This window comes from Micromonospora sp. SL1-18 (genome assembly GCF_047921505.1).
Lineage (GTDB): Bacteria > Actinomycetota > Actinomycetes > Mycobacteriales > Micromonosporaceae > Micromonospora.
On the sequence record NZ_JBLROA010000024.1, the window covers coordinates 40,171 to 56,578 of the forward strand.

Consider the following 16,408-nt stretch of genomic DNA (forward strand, 5'->3'; position numbering starts at 1 on the left):
CGCTTCGGCGTCGCCTTCTCTGTTACGGCGCTCACGCTGCGACCTCCGCCGTCTGCTGGGACGCCACGATCTCGGCGTACGTGGGGCAGGTCTGGAGCAGTTCCTCGTGTCGTCCCATCCCGACGACGCCTCCGTCCTCGAGCACGATGATCTGATCGGCGTCGATGATCGTGGAGACCCGCTGGGCCACGATCACCACCGCCGCCTCCGCAGTGACCGGCTTCAGCGCCGCCCGCAGCCGGGCGTCCGTGCCGAGGTCGAGCGCGGAGAACGAGTCGTCGAACAGGTAGATCTCCGGCTCGCGGACCAGCGCGCGGGCGATCGCGAGCCGCTGCCGCTGGCCGCCGGAGACGTTCGTGCCGCCCTGCGCGATCGGCGCGTCCAGCCCGCCCGGCATCTCGGCGACGAACTCCCGGGCCTGGGCGATCTCCAGCGCCGCCCAGAGTTCGGCGTCGGTGGCGTCCGGGTTGCCGTAGCGCAGGTTGCTGGCGACCGTGCCGCTGAACAGGTACGGCCGCTGCGGCACCAGCCCGATCCGCCGCCACAGCTCGTCCGGGGCCAGGTCGCGGACGTCCACCCCGTCGACGAGGACCGCCCCGGCGGTCGGGTCGACCAGCCGCGGGATCAGGGTGAGCAGGGTCGTCTTGCCGGCGCCGGTGGAGCCGATGATCGCCGTCGTCCGCCCGGGCTCGGCGCGGAACGAGATGTCGTGCAGCACCGGGGCGTTCGCCCCCGGGTACTGGAAGCTGACGCCGCGCAGTTCCAGCTCGCCCCGGCCGGACACCTCGGTCACCGGCCGGGCCGCCGGTGCCACCGAGGACTCGGTGTCGAGCACATCCACGATGCGCTCGGCGCAGACCGCCGCCCGGGGCACCATCATCAGCATGAAGGTGGCCATCATGACCGCCATCAGGATCTGCATCAGGTACTGGAGGAAAGCGGTCAGCGCGCCGATCTCGATCTGGCCGGAGTCGACCCGGCCGGCGCCGAACCAGAGCACCGCGACGCCGGAGATGTTGAGCACCAGCATCACGAGCGGGAAGATCAGCGCCTGGAGCCGGCCGATCCGCAGCGCGGTCGCGGTCAGGTCGGCGTTCGCGACGCCGAAGCGCTCCGTCTCGTACGGCTCGCGGACGAAGGCGCGGACCACCCGGATGCCGGTGATCTGCTCGCGCAGCACCCGGTTGACCGTGTCGATCCGGGTCTGCATGAGCCGGAAGGTGGGCACCATCTTCCGGATGAGCAGGCCCAGCGCGATCGCGAGGACCGGCACGCTCACCAGCATCAGCCAGGAGAGGCCGACGTCCTCGCGCAGCGCCATCACCACGCCGCCGATGCTCATGATGGGCGCGGCCACCAGCATCGTGCAGGTCAGCAGGACGAGCATCTGCACCTGCTGCACGTCGTTGGTGTTGCGGGTGATCAGCGAGGGCGCCCCGAAGCGGGCCACCTCGCGGGCGGAGAAGCGGTTGACGTGGCTGAAGATGGCGCCCCGGACGTCCCGGCCGAAGCTCATCGCGGTCTTCGCGCCGAGGTAGACGGCGGTGATCGAGCAGGCGATCTGGAGCAGGCTGACGAGCAGCATCCAGCCGCCCGTACGCAGGATCTGGCCGGTGTCGCCGACGGCCACGCCACGGTCGATGATCTCGGCGTTGAGGCTCGGCAGGTAGAGCGAGGCCATCGTGCCGACGAACTGGAACGCCACCACGGCGGCCAGCAGCCGCCGGTACGGGCGCAGATGGTTACGGAGTAGGCGGATCAGCACGGACGTTCCCCCGATGTCGTCTCGGTGTCGGGATCGCTGTTTCGGTTCAACCGATGGAGGTCGCCGTCGGACATGCTCGTGATGAGTTCGACGAGGAACTCCCGGATCACCGCCTGCTTCGCCGGGTCGGCGTCGACCGAGGTGAGCGGGCGGTTGCTGTGGATCAGGTCGATGATGGCGAGGGCGTGTTCCCGGCCCTTGTCGGTCAGGGTGAGCTGGACGCTGCGGCGGTCGTTCGGATCCCGCTGGCGGGCCACGAAACCGTCGCGTTCGAGCGTGTCGACGATGCCGGTGAGAGTGGCCGGCCGGACGAAGCATCGTTCCGCCATCTCCCGGTGCGTACTGTCACCGGCCCGGAGCAGGATGAGCAGCACGCGCATGCCGGCGGAGGTGAGCCCGTGGTGTTCGGCGAGGTAGCGCCCCCAGTGCTGTTCGACCACGTGGCCGGCGATGGAGATCAGCCGGCCGAGCGGCGCGTGCTTGAGCGCGTCGGGGAAGCTGACGAGCGGTCCCGTGTTCACGGGTACAGGTTAGCCCCCAGATTGTCAGGCCCCAAACTAATTTCCGATCCCGTCGCCTCAGTTGCCGATCGCCACCATCACGGCGGACGCGACGAACAGCACCTGGAGCGCGGTCCGGACACCGATCGGGGTCACCGGGCGGCCGGCCAGGGTGAGACTGCGGCGGGCGGCCGAGACGTTGGCCGGGAACATGGCCAGCATCAGCAGTGCCAGGGCGGCGGCGGCCGGGCGTGCGGCGGCCGGCACGAGCAGGCCGAGTGCGCCGACCAGTTCGAGCACGCCGGTCAGGGTGACCAGCAGGTCGGGGCGGGGCAGCCGCGGCGGCACCATGGCGATCAGGTCGGCGCGGCGGGACAGGAAGTGGGCTGAGGCCGTGACCGCGAACATCAGGGCCAGGCCGACCCGCAGGGCGGGGTGCCAGCCGTCAGCGGCGGCGACGCCGAGCAGGCCGATGCTGCGGGCTGCCGCGGTGCCGGCGATCAGGGCGATCAGGGGTGCCATGGGTACGCCTCCGGAAAGGTCAACTTGTCGCTGACAAGATTGCGCCGCAGGGAGCATCTTGTCAATGGCAAGTTAGGCTGTGGGCATGACCCGGTCTCGCGCTTACCACCATGGCGATCTGCGCCGCGCCCTGCTCGACGCCGCGGTCGAGGCGCTGACGGAGTCCGGCCCGGCCGCGCTGAGCCTCCGCGACCTGGCCCGCCGGGCCGGTGTCTCGCACGCCGCTCCCGCCCACCATTTCGCCGACAAGGCAGGCCTGCTCACCGCGCTCGCCGCGCAGGGCTTCGACCTGTTGGCCGAGGCACTGCGCAGTGCGGGGGACGATCTGGTGGAGGTCGGGGTGGCGTACGTCAGGTTCGCGGTCCGCCACCGGGCGCACTTCGAGGTGATGTTCCGCCCCGACCTCTACCATGCCGACGACGCCGAGGTGACGGCCGCCCGCACCCGCGCCGGCGAGGTGCTGCGCACCGGTGTGGCCCGGCATACCGGTCGGGGCCCGGAGGTCGACTCGCTCGCGGCCTGGTCCATTGTGCACGGATTCGCGACGCTCTGGCTCGCCGGCGCCCTGCCACCCCGGATCGGTCCCGATCCCGAGGCCGCCGCCCGTACGGTGATCAGCCGGCTCTTCCCCTGACGGTCGGCCCCTCGTCTGCTCCGTCGGCCCGTCGTCTGCTCCGTCGGCCCCGTGCGCCGCTGCCTTCACGGGCCCGACGGTCACCAGCTGGTCGGCAGCGGCATCCCCTCGGTGTAGCCGGCGGTGCTCTGCACGCCGACCAGCGCCCGCTCGTGGAACTCCTCCAGATTGCGGGCGCCCGCGTAGGTGAAGGCACTGCGTACCCCGGAGACGATCTCGTCGATCAGGTCCTCCACGCCCGGCCGGGTCGGGTCCAGGTACATCCGGGCCGAGGAGATGCCCTCCTCGAAGATCGCCTTCCGGGCCCGCTCGTACGCGCTGTCCTCCGCCGTACGCGCGCTGACCGCCCGGGACGACGCCATGCCGAAGCTCTCCTTGTAGCGCCGGCCGTCCTGGTCCGTGTACAGGTCGCCGGGGGACTCGTAGGTGCCGGCGAACCAGGACCCGATCATCACGTTCGAGGCGCCCGCCGCCAGGGCCAGCGCCACGTCCCTCGGGTGGCGTACGCCGCCGTCGGCCCAGACGTGCCGGCCCAGCGACCGGGCCGCCGCGGCGCAGTCGAGTACCGCCGAGAACTGCGGCCGGCCGACGCCCGTCATCATCCGGGTGGTGCACATCGCCCCCGGTCCGACGCCGACCTTGACGATGTCGGCGCCCGCCTCGACCAGGTCGCGTACGCCCTCGGCGGTGACCACGTTGCCGGCCGCGACCGGGACCGCCGGGTCGAGCCCGCGCACCGCCCGTAGCGCGGAGATCATCCGCTCCTGGTGGCCGTGCGCGGTGTCCACGACCAGCGTGTCCACCCCGGCCTCCAGCAGCGCGGCGGCCTTGCCGGTCACGTCGCCGTTGATGCCCACCGCAGCGGCGATCCGCAGCCGGCCCTTGCCGTCCACCGCCGGCTTGTAGAGCGTGGCGCGCAGCGCGCCCTGCCGGGTCAGCACGCCGACCAGCCGCCCCTCGGCGTCCACCACCGGGGCGAGTCGGCGCCGCCCGGCGGACAGCCGGTCGAAGCCGGTACGCGGGTCCGCGTCCGCCGGCACGGTGTGCAGCTCGGTCGACATCACGTGCCGGAGCTGGGCGAACCGGTCCACGCTCACGGTGTCCGCCTCGGTGACCACACCGACCGGGCGGCCGGCCTCATCGACCACGATCACCGCGCCGTGCGCGCGCTTGGGCAGCAGGTGGATCGCGTCGCCGACGGTGTCCGTCGGGCCGAGGGTGATCGCCGTGTCGTGCACCAGGTGCCGCTGCTTGACCCAGGCGACCACGTTGGCCACCACCTCGATCGGGATGTCCTGGGGGATCACCGCGATGGCGCCCCGGCGGGCCACGGTCTCGGCCATCCGCCGGCCGGCGACGGCCGTCATGTTCGCCACCACCAGCGGGATGGTCGTGCCGGTGCCGTCGCCGGAGGCCAGATCGACGTCGAGTCGGGAGCCCACCTCGGAGCGGTTGGGCGCCATGAAGACGTCGTTGTAGGTCAGGTCGTGCGCGGGAACCGCGCCATGAAGGAACCGCACCGGAACATCATTCCCGGCCGGCGGATGGCGCGCCCGCGATGGTCACGGAAAACACCTCGGCGGCGTCAGCCGAGCAGCAGCGCCGCGGCGGTGCCGGTCATCACGACGGCGACCGCGCCGTCCAGCACCCGCCAGGCGGCGGTACGGGCGAGCAGCGGCGCCAGTCGGTGTGCCGCGCCGCCGAGCGTGGTGAACCAGGCCACGCTGGCCAGCGCCGCGCCGGCGCCGAACGCCCAACGCTGCTCGTACTGCTGGGCCACGCCGCCGAGCAGCAGCACGGTGTCGAGGTAGACGTGCGGGTTGAGGTAGGTGAAGGCGAGGCAGGCCAGCACGGTCGCGCGGAGGGTGGCTGGCGGCCTGTCGGTGGGGGTGAGCGCGCCCGGGCGCAACGCCCGGCGGGCGGCGAGCACGGCGTACCCGAGCAGGAACGCCGCCCCGGCCCAGCGGATGGCGGAGAGCAGCCCCGGCCGGTCCGCCACGGCGGTGCCGAGACCGGCGATGCCCGCCGCGATGAGCAGGGCGTCCGAGGCGGCGCAGGCGACCACCACGGGCAGCACGTGCTCGCGGCGTAGCCCCTGGCGGAGCACGAAGGCGTTCTGCGCGCCGATGGCGACGATCAGGGCGAGTGAGACGGAGAACCCGGCGACGGCCGAGGGGAGCAGGTCGGGCACGGCTCTGACGCTACGGATGGCCGCCTGGCGCAGTCCAACTAATCTTTCTGAGGCTGCGTAAGCTGAGCTTATGGAAGGGCTCGACACGATCCAACTGCGCACCCTGGCCGCGGTGGTCGGTGAGGGCAGCTTCGAGGGGGCGGCGCGGGTCCTGCACGTCACCCCGTCGGCGGTGAGCCAGCGCATCCGCGCGCTGGAGGAGATCGTCGGGCAGGTTCTGGTCCGCCGCAGCCGCCCCTGCCAGGCGACCGGGGCGGGGCAGCCGCTGCTCCGCCTGGCCGTCCAGCTGACGCTGCTCGAACGGGAGGCGCTCGCCGAGGCGTGCGGGTCGGTGGACGGCGCCGCCGGGCCCACCCGGGTTCCCGTGGTGGTCAACGCCGACTCGCTGGCCACCTGGTTCGTTCCCGCGCTGGCGCGCGTCCCGGCCGCGCTGGCCGTCTGCTTCGACGTACGCCAGGACGACCAGGACCACACCGCCGAACTGCTGCGCGACGGCGCGGTGCTGGCGGCGGTGACCGCCCAGCGGGAGCCGGTGCAGGGCTGCCGCGTACGCCCGCTCGGTGCGATGCGCTACCGGGCGCTCGCCGCCCCGGCGCTGGTCGCCCGCTGGTTTCCCGACGGGCTGGCGGCCGAGGCGCTGGCTACGGCGCCGATGCTCGTGTTCGACCGCAAGGACCAGGTCCAGCACCGTTTCGTACGGGCGGTGACCGGCCGGGACCTCGACCCGCCGGTGCACCACGTGCCGTCGGTACCGGCGTTCAGCGAGGCGATCCGGTGCGGCCTCGCCTGGGGGCTGGTCCCGGAGCGGTTGGCCGAGGCGGACCTCGCCAGTGGCGCCTGTGTCGACCTCGACCCGGGGCGGCACATCGACGTGCCCCTGTACTGGCAGCACTGGCGGCTGGAGTCGCAGGTGCTCGGCGCGCTCACCGACGCGGTCCGCGCCGAGGCGGCGGTCGCGCTTCGCTGAGCGTGCCTGTTACACGGTCGCGCTTCGCTGAGCGTGCCTGTTAAAAGGGGCCCCTTCCTCTACCGCAGGCGTTAAGAAGGGGCCCCTCCTTACCTCTCAGGCGATGGTGCAGATCGGGGCGCCGGCGGTGATGACCGCGCCGACCTCGGCGGAGAGGCCGCTGACGGTGCCCGCCTTGTGGGCGTGCAGCGGCTGCTCCATCTTCATCGCCTCCAGGACGACGACCAGGTCGCCCTCGGCGACGGTGTCCCCGTCCGCGACGGCGATCTTGACGATGGTGCCCTGCATGGGAGAAGCGAGCGTGTCGCCGCTGACCGCCACGCCGGCCTTCGCGGCGCCGCCCCGGCGGGCCGGCTTCTTCGCGGCGGGCGCTGCGGCGGCCGTACCCGCGCCGAGGCCGGCGGGCAGGGTGACCTCCAGCCGCTTGCCGCCCACCTCGACCACGACGGTCTCGCGCCCGGCCGGGCCCTCGACCGCGCCGACGGGGGCGGTGAACGCCGGGACGGTGTTGTCGAACTCGGTCTCGATCCACCGGGTGTGCACGGTGAACGGCTCGGCGGTGAACGCCGCGTCCCGGACCACCAGGCGGTGGAACGGCAGGGCGGTGGCCATCCCCTCGACCACCATCTCGTCCAGCGCCCGGCGGGCCCGCTCCAGCGCCTCGGTACGCGTCTCGCCGGTGATGATCACCTTGGCCAGCAGCGAGTCGAAGTTGCCGCCGATCACGTCGCCGGCCGAGATCCCGGTGTCCACCCGGACGCCCGGCCCGCTGGGCAGCCGCAACGCGGTGATGGTGCCCGGGGCGGGCAGGAAGTTGCGGCCCGGGTCCTCGCCGTTGATCCGGAACTCGATGGCGTGCCCGCGCGGGGTCGGGTCCTCGGTGAAGCGCAGCTTCTCGCCGTCGGCGATGCGGAACTGCTCGCGGACCAGGTCGATGCCGGCGGTCTCCTCGGTGACCGGGTGCTCGACCTGGAGCCGGGTGTTGACCTCCAGGAAGGAGATGGTGCCGTCGGCGCCGACCAGGTATTCCACCGTGCCGGCGCCGTGGTAGCCGGCCTCCCGGCAGATCGCCTTGGCGCTGTCGTGGATCTGGGCGCGCTGCCCGTCGGTGAGGAACGGCGCCGGGGCCTCCTCGACCAGCTTCTGGTGTCGGCGCTGGAGCGAGCAGTCCCGGGTGCCCACCACGATCACGTTGCCGTGCTGGTCGGCGAGGACCTGCGCCTCGACGTGCCGGGGCTGGTCCAGGTAGCGCTCGACGAAGCACTCGCCCCGGCCGAACGCGGCGACCGCCTCGCGGGTGGCCGACTCGAACAGGTGCGGGATCTCCTCCATGGTGCGGGCCACCTTGAGGCCGCGCCCGCCGCCGCCGAAGGCCGCCTTGATGGCGACCGGCAGGCCGTGGTCGACGGCGAAGGCCATCACCTCGTCGGCGCTGCCGACCGGGTCCGGGGTGCCGGGAACCAGGGGCGCGCCGGCGCGCTGGGCGATGTGCCGGGCGGTCACCTTGTCGCCGAGGTCACGGATCGCCTGCGGGGTCGGGCCGACCCAGGTCAGTCCGGCGTCGATGACAGCCTGGGCGAAGTCGGCGTTCTCCGAGAGGAAGCCGTAGCCGGGGTGCACGGCGTCGGCGCCCGACTTGGCGGCGACGTCGATCAGCTTGTCGATCCGCAGGTAGCTCTCGGCCGCGGTGTCGCCGCCCAGGGCGTACGCCTCGTCGGCGAGGGTGGCGTGCAGGGCGTCCCGGTCGGAGTCCGCGTAGACCGCGACGCTCGCCAGACCGGCGTCGCGGCAGGCGCGGATGACGCGGACGGCGATCTCGCCGCGGTTGGCGATGAGTACCTTGCGCACCTTGGTGGCTCCTCCCCGGAGGTCGATGCCGGGAGTTTATCGGCCGGCCTGGTCGCCCTAACGATCGCTCAGTGTGGCATGCGGCACGTCCCACCGCGCATTAGTCAAACTTGGTTATTACGCTTGCCCGATGTCGGCAACGCGGATGATGATTCTGGGCCTGGTCAGGTGGATGCAGCCGGTGCACGGCTACGACGTACGCCGTGAGCTGCTGAGTTGGAGCGCCGACAAGTGGGCCAACGTGCAACCGGGATCGATCTACCACGCGCTGCGCAAACTCACCGACGAGGGCCTGCTCCGAGCGGTGTCGACCGAGCAGGTCGGGGCCCGTCCCGCCCGCACCACCTACGAGGTGACGCCCAAGGGCGAGGACGAGTTCGAGACCCTGCTGCGGGCGCAGTGGTGGCAGCTCCACGAGCCGCCCGACCCGTTCGTGGCCGCGTTCTCCTTCCTGCCCGCGATGCCGCGCGACGAGGCGGCGGCGGCCCTGCGCAACCGGGCCAACCTGCTCCGGGCGGGCGTCGAGTCGATGCGCGCGTCGCTGGACTCGGACTGGGTGCGCAACAGGAAGCCGGTGCACGTCGGGTGGATGTTCGAGCTCTGGCTGGCCCGGGCCGAGGCGGAGATGGCCTGGTGCGGGCGGATCGCCGACCGGATCGAGTCGGGAGTGTCGTACCTGCCCGCTGAGATGGAGCGGGCCGAGGGTTGGTCCGGGTGGGCGGACGGGGCCGCACCCCAGCGCGACAACGCGGAATAATCAAGATTGACCACAAGAGCTATATCGCGTTAGTGTCTCCCCGGACCGCGAGGGACCGGTGTGCCCTCCTCGCGGACGATCGGTGGCCGGTCACGTCCGGCCCGGACGACCAGGAGTAAGAAATGATCGAGACCAGGGGGTTGCGGAAGTCGTTCCGCTCCCGTGCGGGTCGCGAGACGAAGACCGTGGACGCGGTCCGGGGCGTCAACCTCGACGTCGCCGAGGGGGAGATCTTCGGCTTCCTCGGCCCCAACGGCGCCGGCAAGACCACCACCCTGCGGATGCTCGCCACCCTCATCGAGCCGGACGGCGGCGAGGCCACCATCGCCGGGGCCGACCTGTGCAAGGATCCGGCCGAGGTGCGCCGCCGGATCGGCTACGTGGCCCAGGGCGGCAGCACCTGGGACGAGTCCACCGCCCGCGAGGAGCTGGTGCTCCAGGCCCGGCTCTACGGCATCAGCAAGGCCGAGGCACACCGGCGTGCCGCCCGCGCCCTGGACGCCTTCCAGCTCGCCGAGTACGCCGACCGCAAGTGCAAGACCTACTCCGGCGGCCAGCGCCGGCGGGTCGAGATCGCGCTCGGCATCATCCACGAGCCGAAGATCGTCTTCCTCGACGAGCCGACCACCGGCCTGGACCCGCAGAGCCGGGCACACATGTGGGACGAGATCCGCCGGCTGCGTGCCGAGGGGATGAGCGTCTTCATCACCACGCACTACCTGGACGAGGCCGACGCGCTCTGCGACCGGATCGCGATCATGGACCACGGCGAGGTGGTCGCCGAGGGCACCCCGGCCGAGCTGAAACGCGAGATCTCCGGCGAGGTGGTGCAGGTCGGCCTCGACGCCGCCGTCACCCCGCACGCCGCGGAGCTGCTCGACACCGAGGCGTACGTCAACAAGCTGGAGACCGTCGACGAGGGCGGTCTGCGCCTCTACGTCGACGACGGGGCCACCGCCATCCCGCAGGTGCTGCGCCGCCTCGACGGCGCCGGGCTGGACCTGCGCTCCATCGAGCTGCACCGCCCCAGCCTCGACGACGTCTTCCTCACCAAGACCGGCCGCTCGCTGCGCGAGTCCTGACCACCCGGAGAAGCTGTCATGAAATTCGCCCGCGACACCTGGCTGATCTTCCAGCGCCAGTTCCAGCTCCTGCTGCGCAACCCGGTCTGGCTCTTCGTCGGCGTCTTCCAGCCGGTGATGTACCTGCTGCTCTTCGCCCCGCTGCTCACGAAGGCGCTGCGCCAGCCCAGCCAAGCCGAGGCGTACAAGCTCTTCGTCCCCGGCCTGCTGGTGCTGCTGGCCATCTTCGGCGGCCTGTTCCAGGGCTTCGGCCTGATCGCCGAGCTGCGCGCCGGGGTGATCGAGCGGTCCCGGGTCACCCCAGTCAGCCGGCTCGCCCTGCTGCTCGGCCGCTCACTGCGGGACGTGGTCTCGCTGATCGCGCAAGCGATCATCATCACCCTGCTGGCGCTCGCGTTCGACCTGCGCGTCTTCATCGGCTACCTGCTGCTGGCGTACCTGATGCTGGCCCTGATCGCGCTGATGACCTCGGCCGTCTCGTACGGCGTGGCGCTCAAGGTCAAGAGTGAGGACGCGCTCGCCCCGCTGATGAACACGGTCGCCCAGCCGGTGCTGCTGCTCTCCGGAATCCTGCTGCCGCTCACCTTCGCGCCCGGCTGGCTGAAGGGGATCGCCAACTGGAACCCGTTCTCCTGGGCGGTCGAGGGCACCCGGGCGCTCTTCGCCGGTGACCTCAGCAGTGACAAGGTCTGGCAGGGGTTGACGATCGTCGCGGTGCTCGCCGTCGCCGGCGTGGTCTGGGCCGCCCGGCAGTTCGCCCGCAGCGTCCGCTGAGTCGACGAGAGTTGCCTCTCACCAGGCGCGGGGCACCGGGCGTACGCGCGTAGCGTGAGCCGGTGCCCCGCCTCACCCATGACAAGACGACCTGGTTGACCTATGCCCAACTCGGGCTGTGGGGCTTCTTCCTCTACGGGTTCGGTCCCGTCGTACCGCTGCTCCGCGACGAACAGGGCACCAGCGCCGCCGTCGCCGGCCTGCACAGCACGGGCATCGCGGTCGGCGCGCTGCTCGGCGGGGCGCTCTTCGCGCCGGTCGCCCGCCGCCTCGGCCGCGGCCCGGCCATCTGGCTCGGCCTCGCCGGCGTGGCCGCCGGCGTCGCCGCTCTCGGGCTGCTGCGCCCGCTGCCCGCCACCCTCACCGCGGTCGCGGTGATCGCCACCTTCGGCATGATGGTGATCAGCGGGGTCAACGTGGTGCTCACCGCCCACCACGGGCCCGCCGCGCCCGCCGCGCTAACCGAGGCCAACGCCGCCTGCGCCGGCATGGGCATCCTCGCGCCGCTGGTCATCGGCGCCGCCGTGGACGCCGGCCACGGCTGGCGGCCGGCGATGGCCGTCGAGGTCGGGCTGATCGCGCTGGTCGCCCTCGCCGCCCTGGCCTTCCGGGTACGCCTGCCGAACGCCGCCGTCGCCGCACCGGACGGGCGGGCAGGTGACCGGGGCGGCAACCGTGCGGCTGGCCGGCTGCCGGCAGCGTACTGGATCGCCTGGGTGCTCATGTCGGTCACCGGCTCGATCGAGGTCTGCCTGTCACTCTGGACCGCTGACGTGCTCCGCACCCACGCCGGGCTCGACGCTGGCGGCGCGTCGGCGGCTGTCGCCGCGATCGTCTGCGGGATGTTCGTCGGTCGGGTGGCCGGCGGCCGGTTCGCGCTGCGCTGGCCGCCGGTGCCGCTGTTGCTCGGCGCGCTGGCCATCTCCCTGGTCGGGTTCGCGCTCTTCTGGTCCGCCACGCTCGGTTGGCTGGCGATCGCCGGCCTGGTCGTACTCGGCCTGGGTAACGCCCTGCACTACCCGCTGGCCATCTCCATCGCCCTCGCCGTCGCCGGGCCTGCCGCAGACAAGGCGGCCGGGTGGGCGTCGTACTCGATGGGGGTGGGTTTCGGGATCGCGCCGGTCTTGCTCGGCTGGGTGGCCGACGGTGTCGGACCACACCTGGCCTTCCTGCTGCTGCCCGGCTTCATCGCGACGGCCGTACTGCTCACCGTGCGGCTCGGCCGGGTCCTCCGGATGGCACGCCCCGCCGCCGACCCTGTCGCCGCCCCCCTCGCGGCCCGGCCGTGATCGACTCCGGCTTCTGATCCACTCCGGCTTCTGGTCCACTCCGTTTGCGGCATCTCGCGCTGTCCCGCCGCCTCAATACCGCAGGATGCCGCAACGCGAGTCGATCAAGCGCGGCTCAGCGCACCCGGGCCAGGGTGACCCCGTCGGCGATGGGCAGCATGACCACGTCCACCCGGACGTCGGCCAGAATCTCGTCGTTGAACGCGGCGACGGCCCGGTCGTCGGCGTTCTGCGGGGCGAGCACCCGGCCGCCGCGCAGGGTGTTGTCGACCGCGATGACCGCGCCCGGCCGCATCCGGGGCACCAGCTCGTCCCAGTAGACCGGGTAGCCGACCTTGTCGGCGTCGATGAAGGCGAGGTCCAGGTAGCGCTCCTGCGGCAACTGGCGCAGCGTCTCCGCGGCCGGGCCGATCCGCAGGTCGATCCGGTCCTGCACGCCGGCGCGGGTCCAGTAGCGGCGGGCGATGCCGGTGTACTCCTCGGAGATGTCGAAGCAGGTCAGCCTGCCGTCCTCGGCGAGGCCCCGGGCGATCGCCAGCGAGGAGAGCCCGGTGAAGGTGCCCACCTCCACCGCCTGCCGCACGCCGAGCAGCCGGGTCAGGAAGGTCAGGAACGCGGCCTGCTCCGGCGCGACCTGCATGTCCGCCTGATCGGGAAGAGCAGCACGCGTCTCCTCCGCCAGCTCCCGCACGATCTCGTCGGGGGCGGAACCGTGCGCCACGAGGTAGGCGTGCAGTTCCGAGGTCAGCGGCAGCGGCTTCGTGCTCATGATCGAACGTTAGCCGAGATGTTCGATTTCCTGGCCCCCAGGCGCGACCTTCGTCCACAGATCAGTGATACGCAGCCCCAGCTCGCCGAGGAGGCTACGCAGCAGCGGCAAACTCAACCCAACCACCGTGCCCGGGTCACCCTCGATGCCGGTCAGGAACGGCCCGCCCAGCCCGTCGATGGTGAACGCCCCGGCCACCGCCAGCGGCTCGCCCGTCGCCACGTACGCGGCGATCTCCTCGTCGCTGATGTCGGCGAAGTGCACCGTGGTCGAGGCCACCGCCTCCGCCCGCGAGTCGCGGACAATATCGATCAGGCAGTGCCCGGTGTGCAGCACCCCGCTACGCCCGCGCATCCGTTGCCACCGCCGGGTGGCATCCGCCGCGTCGACCGGCTTACCCAGAATCTCCCCGTCGAACGCCAGCACCGAGTCGCAGCCGAGCACCAGCGTCCGCTCGTCCGGCGTGGCACGCAGCCGGCCCAGCACCGCCTGCGCCTTCAGCCGGGCCAACTCCAGGCACAGATCCTCCGGCCGGTCGCTGACCACCTGCGACTCGTCGACACCGCTGACCAGCACGTCGGGTTCGATCCCGGCAGCCTGAAGCAGCTTGCGGCGGGCGGGGCTCTGCGAGGCGAGTACGAGGCGAAGCGGCATGAAGGTCGACACGTGAGCGACGCTACCGGCTGATCCGTGGTGGCGGGTCGTCGGCACGTCGGCGACGCCGCCACACCAGATAGCCACCACCTGCCGCCAGCAGTACGCTCAGCGTCGCCAGCCCACGCACCGTCGCGCTCTCGTCCCCGCCGTCCTGTGGTGATGCCGCCTGTGTCGAGACGGCTTCGGTCGCGGCCGCCGACTCGAAGCCCAGCGGGGGGACGTCCGCGGTGAGCGCGGCGGCCGCAGCGGGCTGGGCGTACCCGGGGAACTGTCAGCGGGGGAGGCCGGAGGCGCGCCACGCACCCGGGCCGGCGACGAGCGCCGCGCCCGCCGGACGGGCGCTGCGCGCCCACTGCGACGCGGCGGCCGGCGCGGGGGCGGCGGCCGGTCGGACCCGCGCCACGATCGCGCCGACCAGGGCGGCCAGCTCCTCGGCGGTGGGCACCCCGCGGACGATCCGGAAAAGCGGCTCTTCGGCAGGCATGAGGTCAGGGTACGCGCCGAGAACTTGACCTTCGTCGCACAGTGGCGTGCCGGCGGTGTGCCCGTCAGAGCTGCCGGGTACGGTTTCAACGATGTCGAACGCGCTGCCCCAACTCGTTGCCGATCGGTACCGGCTCATCTCGCCGCTCGGTCAGGGCGGCATGGGTCGAGTGTGGAAGGCACGCGACGAGGTGCTGCACCGGGACGTGGCCATCAAGGAACTCGTCCCGCCGCCCAGCCTCACCCCCGAGGAGCGCCGCGAAATGCGGGAGCGCTCGCTGCGGGAGGCGCGGGCGATCGCCCGGCTGAACAACATCAACGTGGTCCGCATCTTCGACGTGCTGCGTACCGACGGCGATCCGTGGATCGTCATGGAGTACGTGCCGTCCAAGTCGTTGCAGGACACCATCGCCGAGGACGGCCCGGTGTCGTCGGCCCAGGCGGTCCAGATCGGCCTCGGGGTGCTGGGCGCGCTGAAGGCCGCCCACAAGGCCGGCATCATGCATCGCGACGTCAAGCCGGGCAACGTCCTGATGGGCAACGACGGCCGGGTGGTGCTCACCGACTTCGGCCTGGCCACCATCCCCGGCGACCCGAACGTCACCCGCACCGGCATGGTCCTCGGCTCGCCCGCGTACATCTCTCCGGAGCGGGCGCGGGACGGCACGGCCGGGCCAGAGGCCGACCTCTGGTCGCTGGGCGCGACGCTCTACGCCGCCGTGGAGGGCAAATCGCCGTACGCCCGGCCGTCGGCGATCGCCACCCTGGCCGCGCTCGCCACCGAGCCGCTGCCGCCGCCGAAGAACGCCGGGCCGCTCAAGCCGCTGCTGCAGGGCCTGCTGCGCAAGGATCCGGCCGAGCGGATCAACGCCGAGGTGGCCGAGCGCCTGCTCCGCAAGGCGGCCGGCCGGCGCGCGAAGGGCATCTCACTGCTGGACGGCGTACGCCGGCCGGGGCCGCACGGTCCGCGCGAGCCGCGCCCACCGCTGGTGCCGGCGCCGCGTCCGGCCGCTGCCCGCGTCGAGCGGCCGCCCGCCACCCCGACTCCGCGCAAGCCCGACGCGGGTACGGCCGCTGCCGCAGGCGCGGCCGTCGCCGCCGACGCCACCGTCAAGGTGCCCGACAGCCTGGACGCGGCGCCCACCGAGAGGGTGGACCCGTCGGCCGCCGAGCCGACCGCGAAGCTCGACAGCGCCGCCTCGACGCCCGACAGCGCTTCGAAGACCGACGACGGCCCGACGCTCGCCGTCGACGAGACGCCGGTGGACGGAGCCGACGCCGGCCTCGACGAGACGCGGATCGACTCGACGCCCGTCGCCGGCCCCCCGGCGGCCCCGCCGAGGAACCCCACCTCCGTCCCGACGGAGCCGGTGAGTCCGGCGCCGTCGACCGGCCGGGCCGTGATCATTCCGGGTACGAAGCCGGAGCGTAGCCGGCGCAACCTGCTGATCGGCGCGCTGGTCGCGGTGCTGCTGCTCGGCCTCGCGGTGGCCGTGCCGCTGCTCACCAGCGGCGACGACAAGCGCGGCGACGGCGGGCAGCCCCCTGCCGCCACCTCGTCGGCTCCGGCTCCGACCAACACCGCGCCTTCCTCGGCCGCACCGAGCAGCGCCGCGCCGAGCCCGACCCCGTCGGCGACCCCCTCTGCCACCGGTTTCGCGCTGCCGGCGGGCTGGCAGTGGTATGAGGGGCCGATCGGCTTCAAGGTGCCGATCCCGCAGGGATGGAAGGCGAAGGTCCACTCCTCCGACACCGTCGTGCTGTACGAGGTCGGTGGGGCGAATCGGGTGCTTCTCATCCAGTGGACCCCTAAGCCGGGGCCGGACGCGTACGCCGACTGGAAGTCGAAAGAGAAGGACCGCAAGAACTTCGTCAAGAACTACCAGTACCTGGACATCAAGCACTGCAACTGGTACCGGACCTGCGCAGACTGGGACTGGCTGGAGACGCGGAACGGGGTTCGCTTCCACGTCCGGAACCGAGGCGTGGTCACCGCCAGCAACCGGGGCTACGGGCTGCGTTGGGAGGTCCCGGCGAGTTCCTGGGATGCCGACCTGGAAAGCTGGGGCATCATCACCAAGGGCTTCCAGCCGGACCGGAAGAACTGATCCAGGTGCGTATCCCCGAGGCGCTCAGGCCGTAGCAGTAGCCGCCGCTGCAGGGCAGCCGG

The 16,408-nt window shown here is 72.3% G+C and carries 16 protein-coding genes; 7 read left to right on the forward strand and 9 right to left on the reverse strand.

Annotated elements, in window-relative coordinates; all coding sequences use genetic code 11:
• Nucleotides 1-31 precede the first annotated feature (31 nt).
• From ACNAW0_RS14155 to ACNAW0_RS14165, 3 genes are read right to left on the reverse strand one after another with little or no spacing between them, the layout of a single operon-like run.
• Entirely contained in the window at nucleotides 32-1,765 is a 1,734-nt protein-coding gene (locus ACNAW0_RS14155; RefSeq protein WP_416288290.1) for an ABC transporter ATP-binding protein, read from the reverse strand.
• A complete protein-coding gene (locus ACNAW0_RS14160; protein ID WP_416288291.1) occupies nucleotides 1,759-2,286 on the reverse strand; it encodes a MarR family winged helix-turn-helix transcriptional regulator in 528 nt (175 codons plus the stop codon). The genes ACNAW0_RS14155 and ACNAW0_RS14160 overlap by 7 nt, the downstream gene beginning before the upstream one ends.
• Before the next feature lie 57 nt (nucleotides 2,287-2,343).
• The gene (locus ACNAW0_RS14165) at nucleotides 2,344-2,787 is read right to left on the reverse strand and encodes a DoxX family membrane protein (RefSeq protein WP_416288292.1); all 444 of its coding nucleotides are present in this window, start codon (nucleotides 2,785-2,787) and stop codon (nucleotides 2,344-2,346) included.
• A gap of 85 nt (nucleotides 2,788-2,872) precedes the next feature.
• On the opposite strand from ACNAW0_RS14165, the gene ACNAW0_RS14170 reads away from it, so the two are divergent.
• Nucleotides 2,873-3,421 (forward strand): TetR/AcrR family transcriptional regulator, encoded by a 549-nt coding sequence (locus tag ACNAW0_RS14170; protein ID WP_416288293.1) that lies wholly within the window; start codon nucleotides 2,873-2,875, stop codon nucleotides 3,419-3,421.
• An 80-nt stretch (nucleotides 3,422-3,501) separates the two neighbouring features.
• Here ACNAW0_RS14170 and ACNAW0_RS14175 read toward each other — a convergent pair whose 3' ends face one another.
• Nucleotides 3,502-4,941, reverse strand: coding sequence for a GuaB1 family IMP dehydrogenase-related protein (locus ACNAW0_RS14175; protein WP_416288294.1), 1,440 nt, complete (start codon nucleotides 4,939-4,941; stop codon nucleotides 3,502-3,504).
• A 65-nt stretch (nucleotides 4,942-5,006) separates the two neighbouring features.
• The gene (locus ACNAW0_RS14180) at nucleotides 5,007-5,603 is read right to left on the reverse strand and encodes a LysE/ArgO family amino acid transporter (protein WP_416288340.1); all 597 of its coding nucleotides are present in this window, start codon (nucleotides 5,601-5,603) and stop codon (nucleotides 5,007-5,009) included.
• 79 nt (nucleotides 5,604-5,682) lie between these two features.
• Here ACNAW0_RS14180 and ACNAW0_RS14185 point away from each other — a divergent pair, with 79 nt between their 5' ends.
• Nucleotides 5,683-6,579 carry a LysR family transcriptional regulator ArgP gene (locus ACNAW0_RS14185; protein WP_416288295.1) on the forward strand — a complete coding sequence of 299 codons (897 nt, stop codon included), beginning with the start codon at nucleotides 5,683-5,685 and terminating at the stop codon, nucleotides 6,577-6,579.
• 96 nt (nucleotides 6,580-6,675) lie between these two features.
• On the opposite strand, the gene ACNAW0_RS14190 is transcribed toward ACNAW0_RS14185, so the two are convergent.
• Nucleotides 6,676-8,427 (reverse strand): acetyl/propionyl/methylcrotonyl-CoA carboxylase subunit alpha, encoded by a 1,752-nt coding sequence (locus ACNAW0_RS14190; protein ID WP_416288296.1) that lies wholly within the window; start codon nucleotides 8,425-8,427, stop codon nucleotides 6,676-6,678.
• Nucleotides 8,428-8,557: 130 nt separating this feature from the next.
• On the opposite strand from ACNAW0_RS14190, the gene ACNAW0_RS14195 reads away from it, so the two are divergent.
• The 4 genes from ACNAW0_RS14195 (at nucleotide 8,558) to ACNAW0_RS14210 (ending at nucleotide 12,329) form a co-directional block, all read left to right on the forward strand.
• Nucleotides 8,558-9,184, forward strand: a complete 627-nt coding sequence (locus ACNAW0_RS14195; protein ID WP_416288297.1) for a PadR family transcriptional regulator — start codon at nucleotides 8,558-8,560, stop codon at nucleotides 9,182-9,184.
• A 122-nt stretch (nucleotides 9,185-9,306) separates the two neighbouring features.
• Nucleotides 9,307-10,266, forward strand: coding sequence for an ATP-binding cassette domain-containing protein (locus tag ACNAW0_RS14200; protein WP_416288298.1), 960 nt, complete (start codon nucleotides 9,307-9,309; stop codon nucleotides 10,264-10,266).
• A gap of 18 nt (nucleotides 10,267-10,284) precedes the next feature.
• Nucleotides 10,285-11,040, forward strand: coding sequence for an ABC transporter permease (locus ACNAW0_RS14205; protein WP_416288299.1), 756 nt, complete (start codon nucleotides 10,285-10,287; stop codon nucleotides 11,038-11,040).
• A 62-nt stretch (nucleotides 11,041-11,102) separates the two neighbouring features.
• Nucleotides 11,103-12,329 (forward strand): MFS transporter, encoded by a 1,227-nt coding sequence (locus tag ACNAW0_RS14210; protein ID WP_416288300.1) that lies wholly within the window; start codon nucleotides 11,103-11,105, stop codon nucleotides 12,327-12,329.
• 115 nt (nucleotides 12,330-12,444) lie between these two features.
• Here ACNAW0_RS14210 and ACNAW0_RS14215 read toward each other — a convergent pair whose 3' ends face one another.
• The 3 genes from ACNAW0_RS14215 to ACNAW0_RS14225 all read right to left on the reverse strand — a co-directional run bounded on the left by ACNAW0_RS14215 (nucleotide 12,445) and on the right by ACNAW0_RS14225 (nucleotide 14,239).
• Complete coding sequence (locus ACNAW0_RS14215; RefSeq protein ID WP_416288301.1) at nucleotides 12,445-13,098, reverse strand: O-methyltransferase; 654 nt, start codon at nucleotides 13,096-13,098, stop codon at nucleotides 12,445-12,447.
• Between the two features lie 9 nt (nucleotides 13,099-13,107).
• Complete coding sequence (locus tag ACNAW0_RS14220) at nucleotides 13,108-13,764, reverse strand: Maf family protein (protein ID WP_416288302.1); 657 nt, start codon at nucleotides 13,762-13,764, stop codon at nucleotides 13,108-13,110.
• Between the two features lie 262 nt (nucleotides 13,765-14,026).
• Complete coding sequence (locus ACNAW0_RS14225) at nucleotides 14,027-14,239, reverse strand: acyl-CoA carboxylase subunit epsilon (RefSeq protein ID WP_416288303.1); 213 nt, start codon at nucleotides 14,237-14,239, stop codon at nucleotides 14,027-14,029.
• A gap of 91 nt (nucleotides 14,240-14,330) precedes the next feature.
• Here ACNAW0_RS14225 and ACNAW0_RS14230 point away from each other — a divergent pair, with 91 nt between their 5' ends.
• Nucleotides 14,331-16,346, forward strand: a complete 2,016-nt coding sequence (locus tag ACNAW0_RS14230) for a protein kinase domain-containing protein (RefSeq protein ID WP_416288304.1) — start codon at nucleotides 14,331-14,333, stop codon at nucleotides 16,344-16,346.
• Nucleotides 16,347-16,408 lie beyond the last annotated feature (62 nt).

Excerpts from the sequence above, each read along its gene's own strand:
- ACNAW0_RS14165 (WP_416288292.1), bottom strand. The coding sequence starts at position 2,787 with ATGGCACCCCTGATCGCCCTGATCGCCGGCACCGCGGCAGCCCGCAGC.
- ACNAW0_RS14170 (WP_416288293.1), top strand. The coding sequence starts at position 2,873 with ATGACCCGGTCTCGCGCTTACCACCATGGCGATCTGCGCCGCGCCCTG.
- ACNAW0_RS14185 (WP_416288295.1), top strand. The coding sequence starts at position 5,683 with ATGGAAGGGCTCGACACGATCCAACTGCGCACCCTGGCCGCGGTGGTC.
- ACNAW0_RS14195 (WP_416288297.1), top strand. The coding sequence starts at position 8,558 with ATGTCGGCAACGCGGATGATGATTCTGGGCCTGGTCAGGTGGATGCAG.
- ACNAW0_RS14200 (WP_416288298.1), top strand. The coding sequence starts at position 9,307 with ATGATCGAGACCAGGGGGTTGCGGAAGTCGTTCCGCTCCCGTGCGGGT.
- ACNAW0_RS14205 (WP_416288299.1), top strand. The coding sequence starts at position 10,285 with ATGAAATTCGCCCGCGACACCTGGCTGATCTTCCAGCGCCAGTTCCAG.
- ACNAW0_RS14215 (WP_416288301.1), bottom strand. The coding sequence starts at position 13,098 with ATGAGCACGAAGCCGCTGCCGCTGACCTCGGAACTGCACGCCTACCTC.
- ACNAW0_RS14225 (WP_416288303.1), bottom strand. The coding sequence starts at position 14,239 with ATGCCTGCCGAAGAGCCGCTTTTCCGGATCGTCCGCGGGGTGCCCACC.
- ACNAW0_RS14230 (WP_416288304.1), top strand. The coding sequence starts at position 14,331 with ATGTCGAACGCGCTGCCCCAACTCGTTGCCGATCGGTACCGGCTCATC.